17 protein-coding genes and 2 pseudogenes are annotated in these 18,023 nt (G+C 70.8%); 11 read left to right on the top strand and 8 right to left on the bottom strand.

Annotated features, from left to right (window positions below; all coding sequences use genetic code 11):
* Positions 1-203: 203 nt before the first annotated feature.
* Complete coding sequence (gene phoU / locus RCR19_RS20085; RefSeq protein WP_331266388.1) at positions 204-893, top strand: phosphate signaling complex protein PhoU; 690 nt, start codon at positions 204-206, stop codon at positions 891-893.
* Positions 894-1,396: 503 nt separating this feature from the next.
* Positions 1,397-1,648 (top strand): SCO4226 family nickel-binding protein, encoded by a 252-nt coding sequence (locus tag RCR19_RS20080; protein ID WP_331266387.1) that lies wholly within the window; start codon positions 1,397-1,399, stop codon positions 1,646-1,648.
* A 343-nt stretch (positions 1,649-1,991) separates the two neighbouring features.
* Here the strand turns inward: RCR19_RS20080 and RCR19_RS20075 are convergent, their stop codons facing one another.
* Positions 1,992-3,224, bottom strand: a complete 1,233-nt coding sequence (locus RCR19_RS20075; protein WP_331266386.1) for a protein kinase — start codon at positions 3,222-3,224, stop codon at positions 1,992-1,994.
* A 434-nt stretch (positions 3,225-3,658) separates the two neighbouring features.
* Here RCR19_RS20075 and RCR19_RS20070 point away from each other — a divergent pair, with 434 nt between their 5' ends.
* From RCR19_RS20070 to RCR19_RS20060, 3 genes are all read left to right on the top strand, one after another.
* A complete protein-coding gene (locus RCR19_RS20070; protein WP_331266385.1) occupies positions 3,659-5,170 on the top strand; it encodes an FG-GAP and VCBS repeat-containing protein in 1,512 nt (503 codons plus the stop codon).
* Between the two features lie 468 nt (positions 5,171-5,638).
* Entirely contained in the window at positions 5,639-7,711 is a 2,073-nt protein-coding gene (locus RCR19_RS20065; protein WP_331269496.1) for an N-acetylmuramoyl-L-alanine amidase, read from the top strand.
* 160 nt (positions 7,712-7,871) lie between these two features.
* Positions 7,872-8,834, top strand: coding sequence for a nitronate monooxygenase (locus RCR19_RS20060; RefSeq protein ID WP_331266384.1), 963 nt, complete (start codon positions 7,872-7,874; stop codon positions 8,832-8,834).
* Between the two features lie 63 nt (positions 8,835-8,897).
* On the opposite strand, the gene clpS is transcribed toward RCR19_RS20060, so the two are convergent.
* Both clpS and RCR19_RS20050 read right to left on the bottom strand, forming a co-directional pair.
* Positions 8,898-9,170, bottom strand: coding sequence for an ATP-dependent Clp protease adapter ClpS (gene clpS, locus RCR19_RS20055; protein WP_331266383.1), 273 nt, complete (start codon positions 9,168-9,170; stop codon positions 8,898-8,900).
* A 688-nt stretch (positions 9,171-9,858) separates the two neighbouring features.
* Positions 9,859-10,114 (bottom strand): annotated as a pseudogene (locus RCR19_RS20050) (hypothetical protein); the annotation flags it as partial.
* A gap of 164 nt (positions 10,115-10,278) precedes the next feature.
* Between RCR19_RS20050 and RCR19_RS20045 the strand changes: the two are divergent.
* The 3 genes from RCR19_RS20045 (at position 10,279) to RCR19_RS20035 (ending at position 11,319) form a co-directional block, all read left to right on the top strand.
* On the top strand, positions 10,279-10,482 hold the full coding sequence (locus tag RCR19_RS20045) for a hypothetical protein (protein ID WP_331266382.1): 204 nt from the start codon (positions 10,279-10,281) through the stop codon (positions 10,480-10,482).
* A 46-nt stretch (positions 10,483-10,528) separates the two neighbouring features.
* Positions 10,529-10,960: a hypothetical protein gene (locus tag RCR19_RS20040; RefSeq protein ID WP_331266381.1), complete on the top strand. Its 432-nt coding sequence runs from the start codon at positions 10,529-10,531 to the stop codon at positions 10,958-10,960.
* Between the two features lie 77 nt (positions 10,961-11,037).
* A complete protein-coding gene (locus RCR19_RS20035) occupies positions 11,038-11,319 on the top strand; it encodes a hypothetical protein (protein WP_331266380.1) in 282 nt (93 codons plus the stop codon).
* 1 nt (position 11,320) lies between these two features.
* Here the strand turns inward: RCR19_RS20035 and RCR19_RS20030 are convergent, their stop codons facing one another.
* Both RCR19_RS20030 and RCR19_RS20025 read right to left on the bottom strand, forming a co-directional pair.
* Positions 11,321-11,533: a hypothetical protein gene (locus RCR19_RS20030; RefSeq protein WP_331266379.1), complete on the bottom strand. Its 213-nt coding sequence runs from the start codon at positions 11,531-11,533 to the stop codon at positions 11,321-11,323.
* Positions 11,534-11,901: 368 nt separating this feature from the next.
* Positions 11,902-12,945 carry a right-handed parallel beta-helix repeat-containing protein gene (locus RCR19_RS20025; RefSeq protein ID WP_331266378.1) on the bottom strand — a complete coding sequence of 348 codons (1,044 nt, stop codon included), beginning with the start codon at positions 12,943-12,945 and terminating at the stop codon, positions 11,902-11,904.
* A 70-nt stretch (positions 12,946-13,015) separates the two neighbouring features.
* On the opposite strand from RCR19_RS20025, the gene RCR19_RS20020 reads away from it, so the two are divergent.
* Complete coding sequence (locus RCR19_RS20020) at positions 13,016-13,210, top strand: hypothetical protein (RefSeq protein WP_331266377.1); 195 nt, start codon at positions 13,016-13,018, stop codon at positions 13,208-13,210.
* A 573-nt stretch (positions 13,211-13,783) separates the two neighbouring features.
* Here RCR19_RS20020 and RCR19_RS20015 read toward each other — a convergent pair.
* Complete coding sequence (locus RCR19_RS20015) at positions 13,784-14,956, bottom strand: FG-GAP repeat protein (protein ID WP_331266376.1); 1,173 nt, start codon at positions 14,954-14,956, stop codon at positions 13,784-13,786.
* A 34-nt stretch (positions 14,957-14,990) separates the two neighbouring features.
* Here RCR19_RS20015 and RCR19_RS20010 point away from each other — a divergent pair.
* A pseudogene (locus RCR19_RS20010) lies at positions 14,991-15,203 on the top strand (tyrosine-type recombinase/integrase); the annotation flags it as partial.
* A gap of 78 nt (positions 15,204-15,281) precedes the next feature.
* Here RCR19_RS20010 and RCR19_RS20005 read toward each other — a convergent pair.
* Positions 15,282-16,043 carry a phosphoglyceromutase gene (locus RCR19_RS20005; RefSeq protein WP_059126970.1) on the bottom strand — a complete coding sequence of 254 codons (762 nt, stop codon included), beginning with the start codon at positions 16,041-16,043 and terminating at the stop codon, positions 15,282-15,284.
* Positions 16,044-16,218: 175 nt separating this feature from the next.
* Between RCR19_RS20005 and RCR19_RS20000 the strand changes: the two genes are divergently transcribed.
* A complete protein-coding gene (locus tag RCR19_RS20000) occupies positions 16,219-17,475 on the top strand; it encodes an MFS transporter (protein WP_331266375.1) in 1,257 nt (418 codons plus the stop codon).
* 28 nt (positions 17,476-17,503) lie between these two features.
* Here RCR19_RS20000 and RCR19_RS19995 read toward each other — a convergent pair whose 3' ends face one another.
* Positions 17,504-18,004 carry a cupin domain-containing protein gene (locus RCR19_RS19995; protein WP_331266374.1) on the bottom strand — a complete coding sequence of 167 codons (501 nt, stop codon included), beginning with the start codon at positions 18,002-18,004 and terminating at the stop codon, positions 17,504-17,506.
* Between the last annotated feature and the right edge of the window lie 19 nt (positions 18,005-18,023).

Raw genomic sequence — 18,023 nt, 5'->3', positions numbered from 1 at the left:
ATCCGAGTGCGACCTCGGACACTCGTCGCCCAGAGTTCACCTTGGAGCCAGTATCGGTTCATTTGAGATGACTGAAACAGTCGCGTACGGACCAGAACGTGGGAGCGTGGGGTGCAAAGGGCGCCGTGACGGCCGTGTTCACCATGGTGACAACGGGCCCGGGCCCCCGGCCCCCCGAAAAGACGTAAGAGAGGGACACCCTGATGCGGGACGCGTACCACGAGGAACTTGACTCGATCGGTGAAGGTCTGGTCGAGATGGCCCGGCTCGTGGGGTCGGCGATCGGACGCGCCACGACGGCGATCCTCGACGGTGACCTGAAGCTGGCGGAGACCGTCATCGAGGGCGACAAGAAGGTCGACGAGCTCCAGCACGACCTGGAGGCGCGCGCGATCGCCCTCCTCGCCCGCCAGCAGCCGGTGGCGACGGACCTGCGCATCGTCGTCACGTCGCTGCGGATGAGCGCCGACCTCGAGCGCTCGGGCGATCTGGCGCAGCATGTCGCGAAGCTGGCCCGGCTGCGCTTCCCGGAGCGTGCCGTCCCGCAGGACCTGCACGCCACCATCCTGGAGATGGGCCAGCTCGCCCAGCGCCTGATGGCCAAGGCCGCCGAGGTGATCGTCACCAAGGACGTCGACCTGGCGATGCAGCTGGAGCAGGACGACGACGAGATGGACCTCCTGCACCGCGCGCTCTTCCAGCACCTGATCGACGACCGCTGGCAGCACGGCATAGAGACGGCCGTGGACGTCACCCTGCTGGGCCGCTACTACGAGCGCTACGCCGACCACGCGGTTGCGGTGGCGAAGCGTGTGGTCTACCTGGTGACGGGCGAGCACGCGGACGAACTCCAGGCCGACATCCAGCCGGTGACGGGCGTCGAGGGCGCCTGACCGACGCCCGGCGGGGAGGGGCCGGCGGTCCGCGCTCGGGGCGGACGCTCGGACCGGCACCCACCAGTCGGGGGGCTCGAAGGGGCCCGGCCGGGTGTGCACAAGCCTCCGTGCGCCGTTGATGCGCCTGTCGACTGGGGCATGAAATGGGCACAGGCACCAGTCTCGAGGAGGGACCCATGGCCGAGACCCCCAGCACGCAGGACCCCACGCAGGAGCGCGAGACCCAACAACCCGTCGAGATCACGAGCCTCCCGCTGGTGGGCGCGTGCGGCTGCGGCTCCGGCTGCGGGTGCGGGTGCCAGTCGGGCGCTCCGTGCCAGTGCGGCTGACGCCGGACGACGCGGACGATCCCACGGGACGACCGGACATCGAGCAGGACCACGAGGGGCCCCGGCACTGCGCCGGGGCCCCTCGTGTCCGTGTGTCCGTGGCAGGTGCCGCCCGACGGGCGCAGCATGGGAAGCGGAGAAGGCACTCCGTCCGGAAGGAGGTGCGGGGCGATGACTCAGTTCATGGACGTCCACCATGGGATGAAGGGCATCACTGACGACCGGCTGAAGCAGGTCCACCGGGCCGATCTCGCCGTGGAGAAGGAGGAGGGCGTGCACTTCGAGCGGGCCTGGGCCGACCCCGAGTCCGGCACGCTCTACTGCCTCTCCGAGGCCCCCTCGGCCGAAGCCGTCCGCCGCGTCCACGAACGCGCCGGCCACGCACCCGACGAGATCCACCCCGTCCCGCTGTCCATCTGGTGACCCGCCCCACGCCCCCTCGGACCACGACGGTCCGCGAACTCGAGCGGTGCGGCGTGCGGCCCCGCACCGGCGCCCTCCTCGTCCCGGTGGGCTGCGCCACCACGACGTGAGCAGGGGCGGGCCGGTCACGAAAGGTGAACCGACCTGCCCCTGTCGCGTTGCCGCCCGCGTACCTCCCCCCGGAGAGCAGGCGGCGGACCCCGCCCGGGGTCACTACCTCCAGCGCACCGAGCGCACCATGTGTCACGGGTGTCCGGTCACTGTCGCAGGATCAGCACAACTGTGGCGCCGGGCTCCGCGTCCGGGCACATCTTCCGTACGGCGTGTCCATACGAGGGGCGACTCAGTCGTCGGACCCCTTGCCCTTCCGGCCGTGCCCGCCCCCGTGGCCGTCGCCGCCGTGGTCGTCGTTGCCGCCCCGGTCGTCCTGCGGTGCGGCGGTGTCGGACGGAGCACCGGCGGAGGGCCCGGTCGGGGACGTCCGGTCGACGGACGCGGACGGTGCCGCCCCCGGTGCCGAGGGGGTCGGCGCGGTGGGGGTGTCACGGCCGGAATCCCCGATCCAGGTGGCGCCCAGGGCGACGGCCCCCGCGAAGAGGGCCACACCCACGGCGCCCAGTACGGCTTTTGACGGCGGCTTGCGCCTGCCCCGCCGCTGGACGCGCGGGGACGTATCCGCCACCTCCGGTTCCGCGGCGATCGGCAGGGCGGCCGTGAGGGCCACAGCCTCCGGACGGTCCTGTTCCGGTTCCGCCGGATCCGGCGACCGGTGCCAGGCCTCGAGCCAGGCGGCCGCCTGGTCGGCGGTGGGGCGGCCGTCCGCGTCCTTGGAGAGCAGGCACATCACGTAGTCGGCCAGCGCCGGCGGTATGTCCGGCCGCAGCCGGGTCGGTGGTGCCGGCCGGGCTTCGACGTGCTGCTGCACCACGGCCAGCGAATTGGTGCCGCGGAAGGGAGGGTGACCGGTGAGCAGTTCGTACAGAACGCAGCCGAGCGAGTAGACGTCGGAGGCGGGCTGGGCGGAGTGGCCCATGGCGCGTTCGGGGGCGAGGTAGGCGGCGCTGCCGACGATCTTGCCGGTGGCGGTCAGCGCGCCGGCGACGGCGTCGGCGAAGCGGGCGATCCCGAAGTCGGTGAGTTTCACGTTCCGGTCGATCGTGAGCATGACGTTGGCCGGCTTGACGTCCCGGTGGATCACCCCGTGCCGGTGGGCGGCGGCCAGTCCGGCGGCCATCTGGGCCGCGATCCCGGCCGCCTCACGCGGGGCCAGCACGCCGTACACGGAACGCTCCTGGGAGAGGTTCCAGCCGTCGACGAGTTCCATCACCAGGTAGGGCCGGCCGTCATGGGAGCCGAAGTCGTACACCCCCACCACGTTGGGGTGGCTGAGACGGCCCGCGGTCTGCGCCTCCATCCGGAACCGCTCGAGGGCTGCGGCGTCGTCGCCGTGCAGGACCTTCACCGCGACGGTGCGGTTGAGAACGTGGTCGGCGGCCCGCCACACCTCGCCCATCGCGCCGCGCCCGAGCGGTTCCTCCAGCTGATAGCGGTCCTCCAGCAGCACCCGTGCCCCCACCCCACATCGACAACACTCGACCACTGTGACGCCGCTTCTCACGGCCCATCACGTCGTGAGCCGCAAGGGGCTCACGTCACCGGTGCCGACGACACGCCGCGCCGGCGACGGTCCACTCCTACAGCGCACGGGGGCGCCGAGGTGTCACTCCCGCGCCGGGTGCCACAGGCGTGCGCCCTGCCGCACCGTGCCCGCCCCGAACACTTCGCCACGGCCCGTCTCCTCGGGGGCCGCCCGCGCGTTGTCCTGTCGGAACGACCCGGCCGGGCGGCTCACCCTGTGACGTCCGGCCGGGCCCGTTCGCTCGGTGAGTACCGCCCGGGGGCGGGTGGGGCAGTCGGGGATCGAGGGGTGGGACATTGAGTCTCCGTACGACCGGTGCGCACATGCCGTGGAGCCGGAGACGGTCGGCGTGGCTCACGGCCGGAGCCGTCGTGCTGAGCGGAGCGGGCATCGTCGTCTGCGCCGTCGGCCTTCCGCCCGCGCAGTCACAGGGGCACGGACGTGAACCCGCGGGGCACCCCGTGCATCCGGCGGACGGGCGAGCGGGGCACACGCCGTCACGTCACCGGGGCACGGACCGCTTCGGCGGAGCGCTGCCCGCCCGGGATGCGACCGGTGCCGAGCACACCCCGGCCGTCTCCGGCCGCAACCGCGGCGGCATCACCGCCCTGGTCGTCGGCACCCCGAAGACGTCGGGCGCCGCCGGAAGCGTGACCGTCGTCCCGGGCGGTCCCGACGGACCCGCCGTCGCCTCGAGGGTGACGCTCACCCAGGACAGCCCGGGGGTGCCCGGTTCCTCCGAGCCGGGCGACGGCTTCGGTGCCGCGACCGCATGGGGCGACGTGAACGGGGACGGCCGTGCCGACCTCGTGATCGGCCCCCCCGGCGAGGACGACACGAGCGGCCACGCCGACCGCGGGTCCGTCACCGTCCTGTACGGACCGGGTCTGCGTTCGGGGTTCGCCTACACGACCTCGGGTGTCCCGGCCACCGGGGCGCGGCTCGGTTCCGCGGTCGCCGTCGGTGACTTCGACGGCGACGGCAGGGCGGACGTGTTCGCGGCGGGCGCGGGCCGCGGCGGTACCTGGAACGTCCGGCTGACCGGCGGCGCCACCAGGTCCGGCGCGCTCGACGGCGCCACCGCTCCTGACGCGCGACTCCACGCCGCGACCGGCGACTTCGACCGGGACGGCTTCGCGGACGCCGCCCTCGTCCACCGTGGCACCGACGGCATCGGGCGCGTGGTGTGGTTCGCGGGCTCGACGTCGGGACTGACCACTGCGGGAGTCGTCCCGGTGCGGGGTGCCCGGTCGATCGCCGCGGGCGACGTCGACGGCGACGGCCACGACGACCTCGTGATCGGGCAGCCCTGTGCCGCCGAGTCCGGCGGCCGGGCGGGCGGTCAGATCACCGTGGTCCCCGGGGCGGCGACCGGGTTCAGGCCCACAGGGCGCAAGGTCGTCTACCAGGACGCCGTCGGCGTGGCCGGCACCGACCGGCCCGGTGACGCCTTCGGCGCCTCCGTCGCGGTCGGCGACTACAACGCCGACGGCCGTGCGGACGCGCTTGTCGGCACTCCGGGCGAAGACCTCACCCGCGACGGCGTCGAACGGCTCGACGCCGGCCAGGCCACCCTGCTCCAGGGCAGCGCCTCCGGTCTGACGACGAGCGGATCCTTCGCCCTCAACCAGGACACCCCGGGAATCCTCGACTCGACCGAGAGCGGCGACCGCTTCGGCTCCTCCGTGTCGCTCGTCGATCTGTCCGGCTCCGGACACGCGGGCCTCGTCCTCGGGGCGGACGGCGAGGACGCGGGCGACGGCATCGTCCTGTACACACCGGTCCACAGCACGGGCTTCGGCCTCGCCCGGACCGTCGCGCTCCGCAGGGCCTCCCTCGGCACACCCGCCGGCGCCCACCTCGGACAGACCCTGACGCCATGACGACCGGCGCCTGACGCCGTGTCGACCGGCAGCCATGGACCGGAGCAGCGCGACCTCCTGGAACCCCGGTCACACCTCCCACCGCAGTGATCTACGTCACGGCGGCCTCGTACCCCGTGACGTTCACGGGCCGGGGCGCGCTGAGAGAGCGAGTCACCTCTGTGAAGGGCGTGCCTCATGTGACTTTCGTCTGCGGCCTTCATCGGCCTTCTAGGGGTGGGATACGTCGTGAGTGGTCGTCGTTCGCATGCATACAGACCGCTGAGCCTCAAACGGCGCGCGTGGCTGACGCTGGGTGCGGTCGTCCTGGGCGGCGGGGGCATCGTGACCTACGCGGTCGCCAGCCCCTCGGGGGACCACGGAGCGACGGGTCGTGCCAAGCGTCCGGTGAAGGTCTACGACCTCGCGCTGAAGGGCAGCGAGTCCGGCAAGCGGGAACTGCCCCGCACGGACACCCAGCAGTTCTCGATGGTCGGCGTCTCATGGACGGGTGCCGCAAAGCGGCTCGACGGCACGGTGCAGGTACGCACCCACGGCCTCGACAGCGGCGAGTGGAGCTCCTGGCAGGACCTCGAACTGAACATCGACCCGCTGGAGAAGCCCGGCCCTCACGTGCGCGGCGCCTCCGAACCGCTGTGGGTCGGCTCCTCCGACGGCGTCCAGGTACAGGTCGTCCACAAGAACGGCACCACCGGCTCGCTGCCCAAGGGCCTCGAGGTCAACCTGGTGGACCCGGGTGTGGTGACCGCCGCCGAGACGAAGTCCGCCGCCGCCGAGCCGGCCGCGTTCGTCGCCGAGACGAGTCCCGGTGCCACACCCACGGACTCCGCTGAGCCCACGGACTCCACCGCGCCCACGGACTCCGCCACACCCGGTGACGGCACCACCGTCGCGCCGACGGACGGCCAGACCACCACGCCTCCCGCTCCGACCGACTCCACGCCCGCGGTCACCCCCAGCGACTCCGTGCCCGCATCCCCCTCGGCGAGCGCTTCGCCCACCGTGCCGGCCGCGCGGCCGTCCACCGTGCCCGAACCGCCCATCGTGGCGCGCGCGGGCTGGGGCGCCGACGAGTCGATCAGCCCCGAGGCGCCGGAGTACAACCCGGACGTCAAGGCCGTGTTCGTCCACCACACCGACGGGGCCAACGACTACTCCTGCACCGAGTCGGCGTCGATCGTGCGGGGCATCTACGCGTACCACGTGCAGGTCGAGGGCTGGAAGGACATCGGCTACAACTTCCTCGTCGACAAGTGCGGCACCGTCTTCGAGGGCCGCAAGGGCGGTGTCGACCTGCCGGTGCTCGGCGCCCACACCTACGGCTGGAACCGGGAGTCCACGGGCATCGCGGTGCTCGGTGACTACACCACGACCAGCGCCTCCAACGCCGCGCTGGCCTCGATCGCCCGCGTGGCGGCCTGGAAGCTCGGCCAGTACGGTGCCGACCCCGCCGGAACCACCCAGCTCACCGCGGGCGCCGGCCAGAAGAACTACTTCGGCACCAGCTTCACCACCGGGACCAAGTACACCTTCCAGCGGATCTCCGGCCACCGTGACGGCTACAACACCCAGTGCCCCGGCGGCTCCCTCTACGCCCAGCTGCCCACCATCCGGGCGTGGGCGGCCGGACCTGTGCAGGGTCTGAAGACCACGACGGTCGACGGCGCGGGCCTCTCCGGCTCGACGTACTACACCAAGGGCGCCATCACCGTGCACTGGACGGCCACCACGCCGTCGTCGCTGATCAAGAACTTCCAGCTGCTGGTCGACGGCAAGGTCGTGGCCACCACCTCGGGCACCGCCACCTCCGCCGCCGCGACCCTGGTCCTCGGGGGCCACACCGTCGCCGTACGGGCCGTGCACCAGTCCGGCAAGACCGCCACCAGCGCCGCGCTGAGCGTCATGGCGGAGACGACCGCGCCGACCTTCACCACCACCCCGCGGCTCTCCCTGCGCTCCGGCACCGTCAACACCACCGCCGTCCCGGTCACCCTCGGCTGGAAGGCGACGGACGACAAGGCCCTGCGCTATGTGAAGCTGCTGTCCCCGACCGCGGCCACCTACGGTGCGACCACCACCAGCGCCGGCAGCACCGCCAAGTCCGGCACCGCCACCACCTGGTCGATGCGCGCCTACGACTACGCGGGCAACTCCCGTACCTCCTCGCCCGCTTTCACCCCCGTGATCCTGCAGGAGAGCTCCGCCACGAAGTCCGGCAGCTGGAGCATCCGCTCCTCCAGCAGCTACCTCGGCGGCAAGTCGTACTCCAGTGCCTCGAAGGGCGCGAGCCTCACCTGGACGTTCACGGGTCGCTCGGCGGCGTGGGTGGTCTCCCGCGCCTCCACCTCCGGCCAGGTCTACGTCTACGTCGACGGCACGAAGGTCAGCACCGTCGACCTGAAGTCGGCCGCCACGCTGTACCGGCAGGCGATCTGGACCAAGTCCTGGTCCACCAGCGCCAAGCACACCGTGAAGATCGTCCTGGTCGGTACCAGCGGCCGTCCCACCGTCACGACCGACGGTCTCGTGTACCTCAAGTAGGGCGTTCCTTGCGGTAGTCAGTGCCACGACCACGCCAACATGCCCCCTGCCGACGCAGAACGCGCCGGCAGGGGGCATGGTCGTTCGCCCCGCATTCCGTACCGCGGGGCGCGCGCCGTACACCGTGTGCCGCACAGCGGCGAGTGCGATGATGCGGGCCATGGCGTTGTCGACGGCGTTCACGAAGTTGTCGGGTGTACGGCATCCGATCGCACTGGCACCGATGGGCGGTTCCGCCGGAGGTGCGCTGGCCGCGGCCGTCTCGCGCGGCGGCGGGCTCGGACTGCTGGGCGCCGGGGGCGGCGATCCGCAGTGGCTGGCCCGTGAACTGCCCCTCGTCGTACAGGGCACCGACCGACCGTGGGGCATCGGCTTTCTGACCTGGGCGCTCGATGTCCGCACGGTCGAGCGCGCGCTGGAGCACCGGCCCAGTGCCGTGATGCTCTCCTTCGGGGACCCGAGCACCTTCACCGAACGCATCCGCCGGGCAGGTGCGTTACTCGCCATCCAGGTCACCGATCTGGAGGAGGCCAGGCAGGCGGTGGACCTGGGCGCCGACGTCATCGTGGCGCAGGGCACCGAGAGCGGAGGGCACGGGGCCCGGAACGGACGGTCCACCCTTCCCTTCGTGCCGGTCGTGGTGGACCTCGTGGCACCGGTGCCGGTGCTCGCGGCCGGCGGCATCGCCGACGGCAGGGGCCTGGCGGCCGCCCTCGCCCTGGGTGCCGCGGGCGCCGTCATCGGCACCCGCTTCCAGGCCACGGCCGAGGCCCTGGTGCACCCGGCCATCAGCACCGCGCTCGTCGAGGGACGCGGGCAGGACACCGAACGCAGCCGCGTGCTCGACATCGCACGCAGCTCCTCGTGGCCCTCCCGGTACACCGCCCGCACCCTGGGCCATCGCTACCTCGACCGATGGCGGGGCCGGGAGGCGGAACTCGCCGCGGACGCCGAAGCGCAGCGGGCCTACCAGGACGACGTGGCCAGAGGTGAGGTGCCGCCGCTACCGGTCTGGGCGGGCGAGGCCGTCGACCTGGTCACCGACCTGCCGCCCGCGGCCGACCTCGTCGGCAGACTGGCGCGTCAGGCCGAGGACGCCCTGAACCGCGCCGGACGACAGTGACGGCAACACCGTGGAGCGGGCCCGCTCCGGACCCGGCAGCGGCACGAACCGGGCTTTCGCAGCTCATGGGTTGCGCTGGAGGGTGGCCAGCAGGCCGTAGCCGTGCAGCGCCTGCACGTGCCGTTCCATCTCCTCACGGCTGCCCACGGCGACCACGACTTCGCCCTTGCGGTGCACGTCCATCGTCGAATCGCGGGCCTCGGCCTCGGACCAGCCGAAATAGACCCGGAACACATGGACCACGTACGACATGAGGGTGATGGGATCGTTGTGGACGATCGCCACCCAGGACGAGTCCCCCTCCACGTCCGAACCCGATCTCCGGCCCTCTTCCATGACGCCCCCGGCACAAGATCATCCCCAGCGTGCCCCGACCGGCACGAGCGCCGCCATGCTAAGTGCAGCCGCCCGGCGAACGGCCCTCCCGCCGCCCCGGAAACCGCAGGCCGAGGGCAAGTTCAGATGTCGCTCACCTCGTGGTCATCCCGGAAGACCGAGTTCACGTACGACGTCGGCGAGAAGCAGCCGATCCCGGTCGTGGGAGGAGCCATCACCCGTCCTCCCCTAGTCGCCCCGTCGACCACGCACCGGGGGCGACAACGGCGGGGACGCCGGCGAACGTCCACGCCACGGACGACGACGAGGCGTGTGCAGTCGGAGCCGGCGCTTGCGCCCCTGACGCCACATCGCGACGCGACTCGGCACCAGGAAGAGGAGCGCCACGAGCGCCGCCCAGAGCGGGCGACCGGTGAACTCGCCGACGACAAGCACGGTCCACCCCACCACGAACGCGACGGGCCCCCAGAGTCCGGACCCGATCGAACGCCGCCAGGCCATGCGCCCTCCGCAGAGAATCGTGCCCGCCCTCCGACAGCGAGCAACAGAATCAACCCGCCCACCGGCCGGGTCAAGCCACCGGTTGTGTTCATGGCGAGCATGCACCACGCACCGTACCCGCACATCAGTGTCGCGAGGAGCGGGAGGATTCCCGCCGCGACGGCCCGGTTCCGGGCAGGTCGAGCGTTCACCGAAGGTCGAACGGCGAGTCGCCCGGGACCGACGCTCCGCCCGCGGGCGCCCACGTCGTCCTGCCGGCGGGAAGGCTTTCCCAACCCATGAGCATGAGGAACAGGCCTTTCATGGCGGCCCGTCGCGGGCGCGCCGGATCGCCGGCTCGTCCGCATGCTCGTACACGTCGAAGAACCTGAGGCGGCGCCCGCCGGAAGTACCACCCATGCGCCCGCCAGGTCCCACGCCGGATCGCCGGCGAACATGCCGCCGAGGTTCGTCACACGTATGCCGCCCGCCTTCGGTGTTCACGGAGACCGCCACTCAGCCAGGCGCAGCATGGAGCCCAGGCCGCGGCACATTTGTTCGCCTGGATCCTCTACGCTCCCTGCCGTCTCACTGTGCACTTGGAGGGGCCATCAGGGTGGGGATCAGGGTGGGGAAGAGAACAAGAGACAGGCTTGCGGCGGCGGTTGCGGTGACCGTGGCCGCCGCGACCGGCGCGACAGTCGTATCCGGTCAGGCCGCGGCGAAACCGATCGCCGCACCGGCGGACTTCAACGGCGACGGCTACCGGGACGTGGTCGTCCCGGCGCCCATGGCCAAGGTCGGAGGCAAGGACGGGGCCGGCGTAGCCTGACTCCGCCGAGCCGCGACGGGGGGGCTGACCTGTGGCAGGTGGTGCAGTGATCATCCTGTTCCCGGCGGTTGTTGTAGTCATTCTGCTGGCGCTGTTGTCGTACGTGGTCGGTAAAAGGACGTCCCCGACGATGGGCCTGCTGATCGCCTTGGCCTTGGTCGGCCTGCCCATTGCGCTGCTGATCGCCCCGTTCATCAGTCGAGGCGGTGCCTCCGAACCGTCGCCCCCGATCATCTATGGGAACCCGTACGAGCCCGGCTCGATTGCGTACGCCCAATATGAGCGCGGCTACGACTTTGCTGCCGCTCTCGCCAGGCGTGGGGAGGGCCCGACCGGCATGGCGGACGACGTCTATCGCTGGTGTAAGGACCGGCTGACGCCGGCAGCAGGCTTTAAGGGCAAGGTCACTACGGCGGTGATGCAGGGCTGCGACTGGGGATCCAATCGGCGCTCCGTACCTCCGTCGAATGCGCGGTAAGGCCAACTGGCGTACCTGCCCTGCCCCGTCTCCTGCGAGGCGGGGGCGTTGTCATACCTCGGACGTAGGGTCCATGCGTGGCACACACCTTTGACGATCTTGTGGAGATGGAACGCGTCGCCGATCAGGCACAAGCGCAGGTCGCGCAGCTCCGGGACGAGTACGGGCCCCCGAGCGTGAAGCCTTGGACCGAGCAGCAGACCGAGGCGTACGAGGAGGCGTGGCACGCCTGGCGTGATCGAGCGGCCGACGTCCAAGCGGCGATCACGACGTACGCCAAGGATGAGGGCCAGGCCCGCAACGACGTTGAGGCGGACGTGAAGAAGGCGGCCAGGCATCCGGAGCTGGCCTCGGCTTGATCTACGGCGTGGAGCTGGCCTCAGGTTTCGGCCAGATGGCCAACTCCTCGTCTGTTTCGGTGTCCACGAAGGTGATACGCGCCCCGTCGCGCCCGTAGTCGCCGACTGTCGCGGAGAACTTCTTGCGGCCCGTGGCCTCGCGCGCCCACCAGCCGTCCATCACCCGGCGGTCGTCCAGAAACAGGGTGAGGCGGTAGCGGCCGGCGTCATCCATGAACGGCACCCGTCTTGCCGAGCACGGTCGGCGCGGCCAGTTCGGACAGTACGCTCGGCGTGTGGCCTCGGCAGAGACCGACCCACCGAGGCCCACGCCCCGCGTCGACCACCCAGGCACTGAGGCACGTGTCGCCGCAGATCGCGCATCCGGCCAGGAGTGCGAGGTGGTCCCGCATTTCCCTCCATGAGGGGGAAAGTGGCGCGGGTTCGAGTCGGGCGGTGTCGACGCCGTGGCGCTGCAGAAGCTCGTCCACGTCCATGACGTCTCCTTCCGTTGCCCCGATACACGGATCAGATTTTCCCCGTGCCACAACTGCGCCTTGGGCGGGGAGCCACGGGGTATTCCGGGTGGCGTCAGGGCGGCGGTCAGTTCGTGCAGCCGGGGACCACGCTGGGAGCGCAGTTGGTCCGGAAGTTGTCCACGACCGGAGTCGCGGTCAGCGAGACGGTGCCGCCGTTGTTGAAGATGCCGCCCGGTTCATCGTCGGCGAAGTTGTTGGTCACCGAGCTGTTCCGGATCGTGAGGCTCGAACCCGCGTCAGCGGCGATTCCGCCGCCCTGCCCTTCGATGGCGCGGTTGGCGAAGACGGTGGTCCGCTCGAGGGTCAGCATGCTGCCCCTGCTGTTGATGCCTCCGCCGGCCTGGCCGGAGTCGGCGCTGGTGTTGCCGCGGACGAGGGTCGCCCAGACCGTGCCCGTGACGTCGAACGCGAGGAGGCCGCCAGCGTCCTGGCCCGAGGAGTTGTCGGTGACCCGGCTCTTGCTGAGGGTCAGGTTGCCGCGGGCGTCCATCCCGCCGGCGCTGTCGCGGGCGGTGTTGCCGGTGATGGTGGTGTTGGAGAGGTTCGCGGTGCCTTGCGAGGAGATGCCGCCGCCGTTATTCGTGGAGATGTTGAAGCTCACGGTGCTGTTGCGGGCAATGAGCGTGCCGCCTGCGTTGTTGACGGCCCCGCCCACGCCTGCCGCGTCCGAGACGTTCCGGGTCAGTTCGACGGTGTTGAGGCTGAGCGTACCGCCGCGGTTGAGGATGGCTCCGCCGCCGCTGGAGTCGGATCGGCCGTCGCGAAGGGTGAGGTCGTTGAGCGTGAGATTGCCGGTTGGTCCGACCTCGAGAAGGCGGAAGCCGGTCGCGGACTGGCGGCGGATGTTGCTGTTGTTGCCGAGGACGGTGATCTCGCTGGTGACGATCGGGAGGCCGTTGCCAGGGTTGTCGGCGGCCGTGAGCGTGTAGGTGCAGCCTCTGGAGAGGTGGAGGATCGCCGGGCCGGGGGTGTTGTTGGCCTGGGTGATGGCGTTGCGGAGAGCTGTGGAACTACAGGCGACGAACTGCTTGGCGTAGGCGGGGCCGGGAAGGGCGACGACCGTCGCGACGGCCGTTGTCGCGACCGTGAGGACTCCGAGTCTGAGCATGGCGTCCAAAGTAGGCAAAGACACTGACCGCACTGGGTAACCCAGCGGGACTCGCCGGGCGCGGTCCTCCATGGAGAGCAGGGAGGGGCTCCTCGTGGCCGGCGTCTCTGCAATCAGGCTTGCCGTAGTGGCGTTGGTGCTGGCGTTCCCGGGTCTTGCGGGGCCTATCGGAACGGTCGCCGGCGTCGTCGCCGCTATTGTCCCGCTGGTGCAGCGGATGGGACGCGGCGACGCGTTCCTTGGCGGATCGACAGGCGAGCCGTAGCCGCTCGGGGTCCGCAAATCCAGCCGATCCCGTCTCAGTTTCCGTCTCGTTCATGACCGTACGGCGCCGTGCATAGCCGTACTCCGCGCCTTGTGGAGCGATGTTCAGACCGGCCGTGAACGGCTACGAACGCCCCGGTACGGACCCTGACCACGAACAGACCTCGAAAGCGAGTGTGGTGTAAGCCGTCACCGAGTTTCCGCTTACCGCTTCGGAAGCGCCTGTCGAGAGGCGGGCCCTTCTTACGCCACGGCGAGCGAAGGGGGGCTGCTCCTCTTGCGTGAGGACTTGGGGGCGACATCGCCGGGCCCTCTCTGGGCCCTCCGAGAGTGACAAGCAACGGCCAACAACGACCAGTAACGACCGCCCGACCGCAGGTCAGCGGGAGTCTATGTCCCGCTGACCTGGTCAAAAGTATGGGCCCGCCAGATCCAGGGCAAGAAGAAGTAAGCGGTACAGATCAAGCCCCCTGCCTGCGGGTTCTCCGCTGGTAGGGGGCTTGATGCAGTGCTGGGGCCGCCTCCGGGCCGCTCAGGCGTACCGGAGAGGGGCCGCGGCGGTCCTGCGCGAAGTTCACTCCGGCTGGAAGCCGCCGATCCGGGGGTAGTCCCCGCCCACTCCGAGCTTCGAGGCGATCAGCTCCACGCTGCCCGTTCCGGTCGGCCGGGTGGAGGTGCCGCGCAGGATCCAGACCGCCCCTCGGTAGTTGTCCTCGCCCTCGGCGCCGACGATCAGGTCGGGGTGGCCGTCCTTGTTGACGTCCCCGACGGCGAGCGTGGCGCCGAACGCATCACCCTCGGCCGATGTCCCGGGCACGGACACGGTCTCCTGCGAGAGCTGGTACGAGCCGGCGCCCGGCGTTCCCGTCTTCTTGCCGGGGACGACGACCACGACGCCGGCGCGCGCCTTGTTGTTCTGCGTCTGGCCGGGGACGCCGACGACGAAGTCGCCGAGGCCGTCCTTGTTCAGGTCGGTGACGGCGACGGCGGTGCCGAAGGCATTGTGCTTGGCCGCCGTGCCGGCGACGCCGGGGGTGTCCTGGCTGATGCGAACCGGCGTGACCGCGAGCCCGTTCTTGCCCCCGAACCAGAGGGTGATCTGCCCGCCCTTGTGGCCGTCGGAGGCGCCGGCCGGCTCGTCGGGGTCGCCGACCACGAGGTCGTTGTAGCCGTCGCCGTTGACGTCCCCGACGGCGGTCGTGGTGCCGTCGGCGGGCAGCGGGGTGGCGCTGGATCCGGGGTTGACGTACAGGAGTCCGCCGGTGTGGCCGCCGATGCGGACCGAGGTGACGATCCGGTCCGCCCGTCCGTCACGGTTGAGGTCCGCGAGGTCGACGACGGCGAAGGAGGGCGTCGACTGGTTCACCGTCTTCGCCCCGACCGCACCGGTGCGGGTGAAGGTGCCGCTGAACTCCACGGATCCGTCGTACCCGCCGACCAGTACGCGCGCCCCGCCCTTGTCACGTACGGCGGCGACGTCCAGGCCGTACCGACCGTGCGCGACCCGCGGCACCGGCAGCGTGCTCGCCGCGGACAGCCCGCTCTTGCCGCCCCACAGGACAGTGACGTTGCCCGCCTCCTTGGCGGTCCCCACGTCTTCGCCGGGCGCTGTGACGATCAGTTCGCTGTAGCCGTCGTTGTTGAGGTCGGCGTACGCGACCGAGGACCCGAAGCCGTCGTCGGTCTCGGCGCTGTCGGGCACACCTGCGGTGTTCTGCGTGATGACGGCCTTGCGCGAGGGGGTCACCCCGCTCTTGGCCCCATAGAGAACGACGACCGCCGCCGCCCGCGAGCACGGGATGCACGCCCTGCGGCACTTCTACACGTCCGTCCTCCTGGACGCCGGAGAGAGCATCAAAGCCCTCGCTGAGTACCTCGGGCACTCCGATCCGGGGCTGACGTTGAAGGTGTACGCGCACCTCATGCCGAGCAGCCGGGACCGAGCTCGGAAGGCTCTCGGGCGAGCGCTCCGGCCGCAGGACCCGGGGGCCTGAGGGCCCAGAGAAGGCCCAGGCCGTGAAAATGCCCCTGAGTCGCGCCGCCTACGCAGCTCAGGGGCATGATCACAATCCCTACTTCTTTTTGCCCTGGTTCTTGACCGCCTCGATCGCCGCCGCGGCCGCGTCCGGGTCGAGGTACTTGCCGCCGGGGTTGAGCGGCTTGAAGTCGGCGTCGAGCTCGTAGTAGAGCGGAATGCCCGTCGGGATGTTCAGCCCCGCGATGTCGGCGTCCGAGATGCCGTCCAGGTGCTTGACCAGGGCGCGCAGGCTGTTGCCGTGGGCCGCGACCAGGACCGTGCGGCCGGTCAGCAGGTCGGGGACGATGCCGTCGTACCAGTAGGGGAGCATGCGGAAGACGACGTCCTTCAGGCACTCCGTCTTCGGGCGCAGCTCCGGCGGGATCGACGCGTAACGCGCGTCGTCCGACTGGGAGAACTCGGCCCCGTCCTCGAGCGGCGGCGGCGGCACGTCGTAGGAGCGGCGCCACAGCATGAACTGCTCCTCGCCGAACTCCTCCAGCGTCTGGGCCTTGTCCTTGCCCTGCAGGGCACCGTAGTGGCGCTCGTTCAGACGCCAGCTGCGGTGGACCGGGATCCAGTGGCGGTCGGCCGCCTCCAGCGCGAGCTGCGCGGTGCGGATCGCGCGCTTCTGGACGGAGGTGTGGACCACGTCGGGGAGCAGGCCGGCGTCCTTCAGCAGCTCACCGCCGCGGACCGCCTCCTTCTCGCCCTTCTCGTTCAGGTTCACGTCCACCCAGCCGGTGAACAGGTTCTTCGCGTTCCACTCGCTCTCGCCGTGGCGGAGGAGGATCAGCTTGTACGGTGCGTCGGCCATGGCCCCGAGCGTAATCGAAGCCTTCGACCGCTTGCGCATCCGGTCGCCAGGCGGACGGCCGTCCTCTCGGGCGTCCGCCAGTTGACGGCATCTGTTAATCGAGTAGCCCCTCCGGCCTGCACACTCGTAAGTTGTGCTCACCGCTCGTACCGCTTACATCCATGGGGGACCTCTCATGCCGCTCGCCGCCGTCAGACGTGCCGCCCGCGAGACGGTCTCCGGCCTTCCCCGCGCGTTCTGGTGGCTGTGGATCAGCACGCTCGTCAACCGGCTGGGCGCCTTCGTCGCCACGTTCATGGCGCTCTACCTCACCCTGGACCGCGGCTACTCCGCGTCCTACGCCGGACTCGTCGCCTCGCTGCACGGACTGGGAGGAGTGGTCTCCTCCGTCGGCTCGGGCGTGATGACGGACCGGCTCGGCCGGCGGCCGACCCTCCTCGTCGCCCAGTTGTCCACGGCCGTCTCCGTGGCCCTGCTCGGCTTCATGCACGACCCCGTCGCGATCGCCGCCGTGGCCTTCCTGGTCGGTATGGCGAGCAACGCGTCCCGTCCAGCCGTGCAGGCGATGATGGCGGACATCGTCCGGCCCGAGGACCGGGTCCGCGCCTTCTCCCTCAACTACTGGGCGATCAACCTGGGCTTCGCCGTCTCCTCCATGACCGCGGGGTTCATCGCCGAGTTCAGCTACCTCGCCGGGTTCCTGATCGAGGCGGGGATGACGATGATCTGCGCGATCGTGGTGTTCGCCAAGCTCCCCGAGTCGCGGCCCGTGGTCACCGCCAAGGAGGCGGCGGGCAAGGACGTGGGGCTGGCGGCCGTCCTGCGCGACGGGCGCTTCATGAGCGTGGTCGGGCTGTCCTTCCTCGTCGCGGTCGTCTTCCAGCAGGGGGCGGTGGGCCTGCCGGTGGCGATGGGCCGGGCCGGTTTCACACCCGCGGACTACGGCATGGCCATCGCCGTCAACGGCGCGCTGATCGTCGCGCTGCAGATCCCGGTCACCCGTTTCATCGAGCACCGCGACCCGCGCCGGTTGCTGGTGGCCTCCTCCATGCTGGCGGGGTACGGCTTCGGGCTCACCGCCTTCGCAGGCTCGGTCGGCGTCTTCATGCTGACGGTCTGTGTGTGGACCCTGGCTGAGATCGTCAACGCCCCCACCCAGACCGGCCTCGTGGTCCGCCTCTCCCCCGTGCACGGGCGCGGCCGCTACCAGGGCATGTACACCTTGTCCTGGGCGGTGGCGGCCCTGGTCGCCCCGCTGATGTCCGGTGTCGTCATCGACCGGTTCGGCGCCGAGTGGCTGTGGGGGCTGTGCGCGGTGGTCGGCACGGGCGCGGCGGCCGGGTACGCGGCGCTGATGCGCCGACTGCCCGCGGAGGCGACGACGACGGGGGCCCGGGTGGGAGCGCCCGAGGCGGAGGCCAGCACGGCCTGAGCGGGCGCCCCCGTCCCGGCACGTCAGCTCAGTCCCGGCGCCCCTCCCAGGCCTCACTCGCCAGGAAGTGGTTGTCGTAGAGCTCCTGTACTTCGAGGAGCGTCTCCGGCGGCACCTTCCCGAGGCCGACGCGCTCCAGATGGCGGAAGTACTCGAAGCGCTCGACACCCGGAGTGATCACGATCAGGATGTCGGAGTCCTGTCCGGGCGCGGCGGCGAAGGCGTGCGCGGCCCCCGGAGGCACGACGACCAGATCGCCCTGCTCCGCCGTGACGACCCGGTCGCCGGAGAGCAGCTGGGCCGTGCCGTCGAGGATGTAGAACATCTCGGCCGAGCGGGTGTGGAAGTGCGGTCGCGCAGGGCCCGGACGCACCGTGAGCGCGAACGAGCTGAACGAAAGCCGCTCGTCGTCACGGCCGCACGGGAACTCGCGGAGGCCGAGGGCGGGGACGCGGTGACCACGCGCCGCCTCGCCGCCTCGCCGCCGAGATCGAATACCGCCGGTCGGTCCTCTACGGCCACTTGCCATGGACCTGCCGTTCGCGACG

Origin of the sequence: Streptomyces sp. WAC07094 (assembly GCF_036320405.1) — a bacterium.
In the GTDB taxonomy this organism is placed as follows: Bacteria; Actinomycetota; Actinomycetes; order Streptomycetales; family Streptomycetaceae; genus Streptomyces; species Streptomyces lannensis.
Note: the sequence above shows the minus strand (reverse complement) of the source record. Positions and strands in the feature narration are given on the sequence as shown.

What these genes read in the sequence shown, in the direction of transcription:
- RCR19_RS20020 (WP_331266377.1), top strand. Translation starts at nt 13,016, where the DNA reads ATGGAGAGCAGGGAGGGGCTCCTCGTGGCCGGCGTCTCTGCAATCAGG.
- RCR19_RS20005 (WP_059126970.1), bottom strand. Translation starts at nt 16,043, where the DNA reads ATGGCCGACGCACCGTACAAGCTGATCCTCCTCCGCCACGGCGAGAGC.
- RCR19_RS20000 (WP_331266375.1), top strand. Translation starts at nt 16,219, where the DNA reads ATGCCGCTCGCCGCCGTCAGACGTGCCGCCCGCGAGACGGTCTCCGGC.
- phoU (WP_331266388.1), top strand. Translation starts at nt 204, where the DNA reads ATGCGGGACGCGTACCACGAGGAACTTGACTCGATCGGTGAAGGTCTG.
- RCR19_RS20065 (WP_331269496.1), top strand. Translation starts at nt 5,639, where the DNA reads ATGGTCGGCGTCTCATGGACGGGTGCCGCAAAGCGGCTCGACGGCACG.
- RCR19_RS20060 (WP_331266384.1), top strand. Translation starts at nt 7,872, where the DNA reads ATGGCGTTGTCGACGGCGTTCACGAAGTTGTCGGGTGTACGGCATCCG.
- RCR19_RS20025 (WP_331266378.1), bottom strand. Translation starts at nt 12,945, where the DNA reads ATGCTCAGACTCGGAGTCCTCACGGTCGCGACAACGGCCGTCGCGACG.
- clpS (WP_331266383.1), bottom strand. Translation starts at nt 9,170, where the DNA reads ATGGAAGAGGGCCGGAGATCGGGTTCGGACGTGGAGGGGGACTCGTCC.
- RCR19_RS19995 (WP_331266374.1), bottom strand. Translation starts at nt 18,004, where the DNA reads ATGGCAAGTGGCCGTAGAGGACCGACCGGCGGTATTCGATCTCGGCGG.
- RCR19_RS20080 (WP_331266387.1), top strand. Translation starts at nt 1,397, where the DNA reads ATGACTCAGTTCATGGACGTCCACCATGGGATGAAGGGCATCACTGAC.
- RCR19_RS20030 (WP_331266379.1), bottom strand. Translation starts at nt 11,533, where the DNA reads ATGGATGACGCCGGCCGCTACCGCCTCACCCTGTTTCTGGACGACCGC.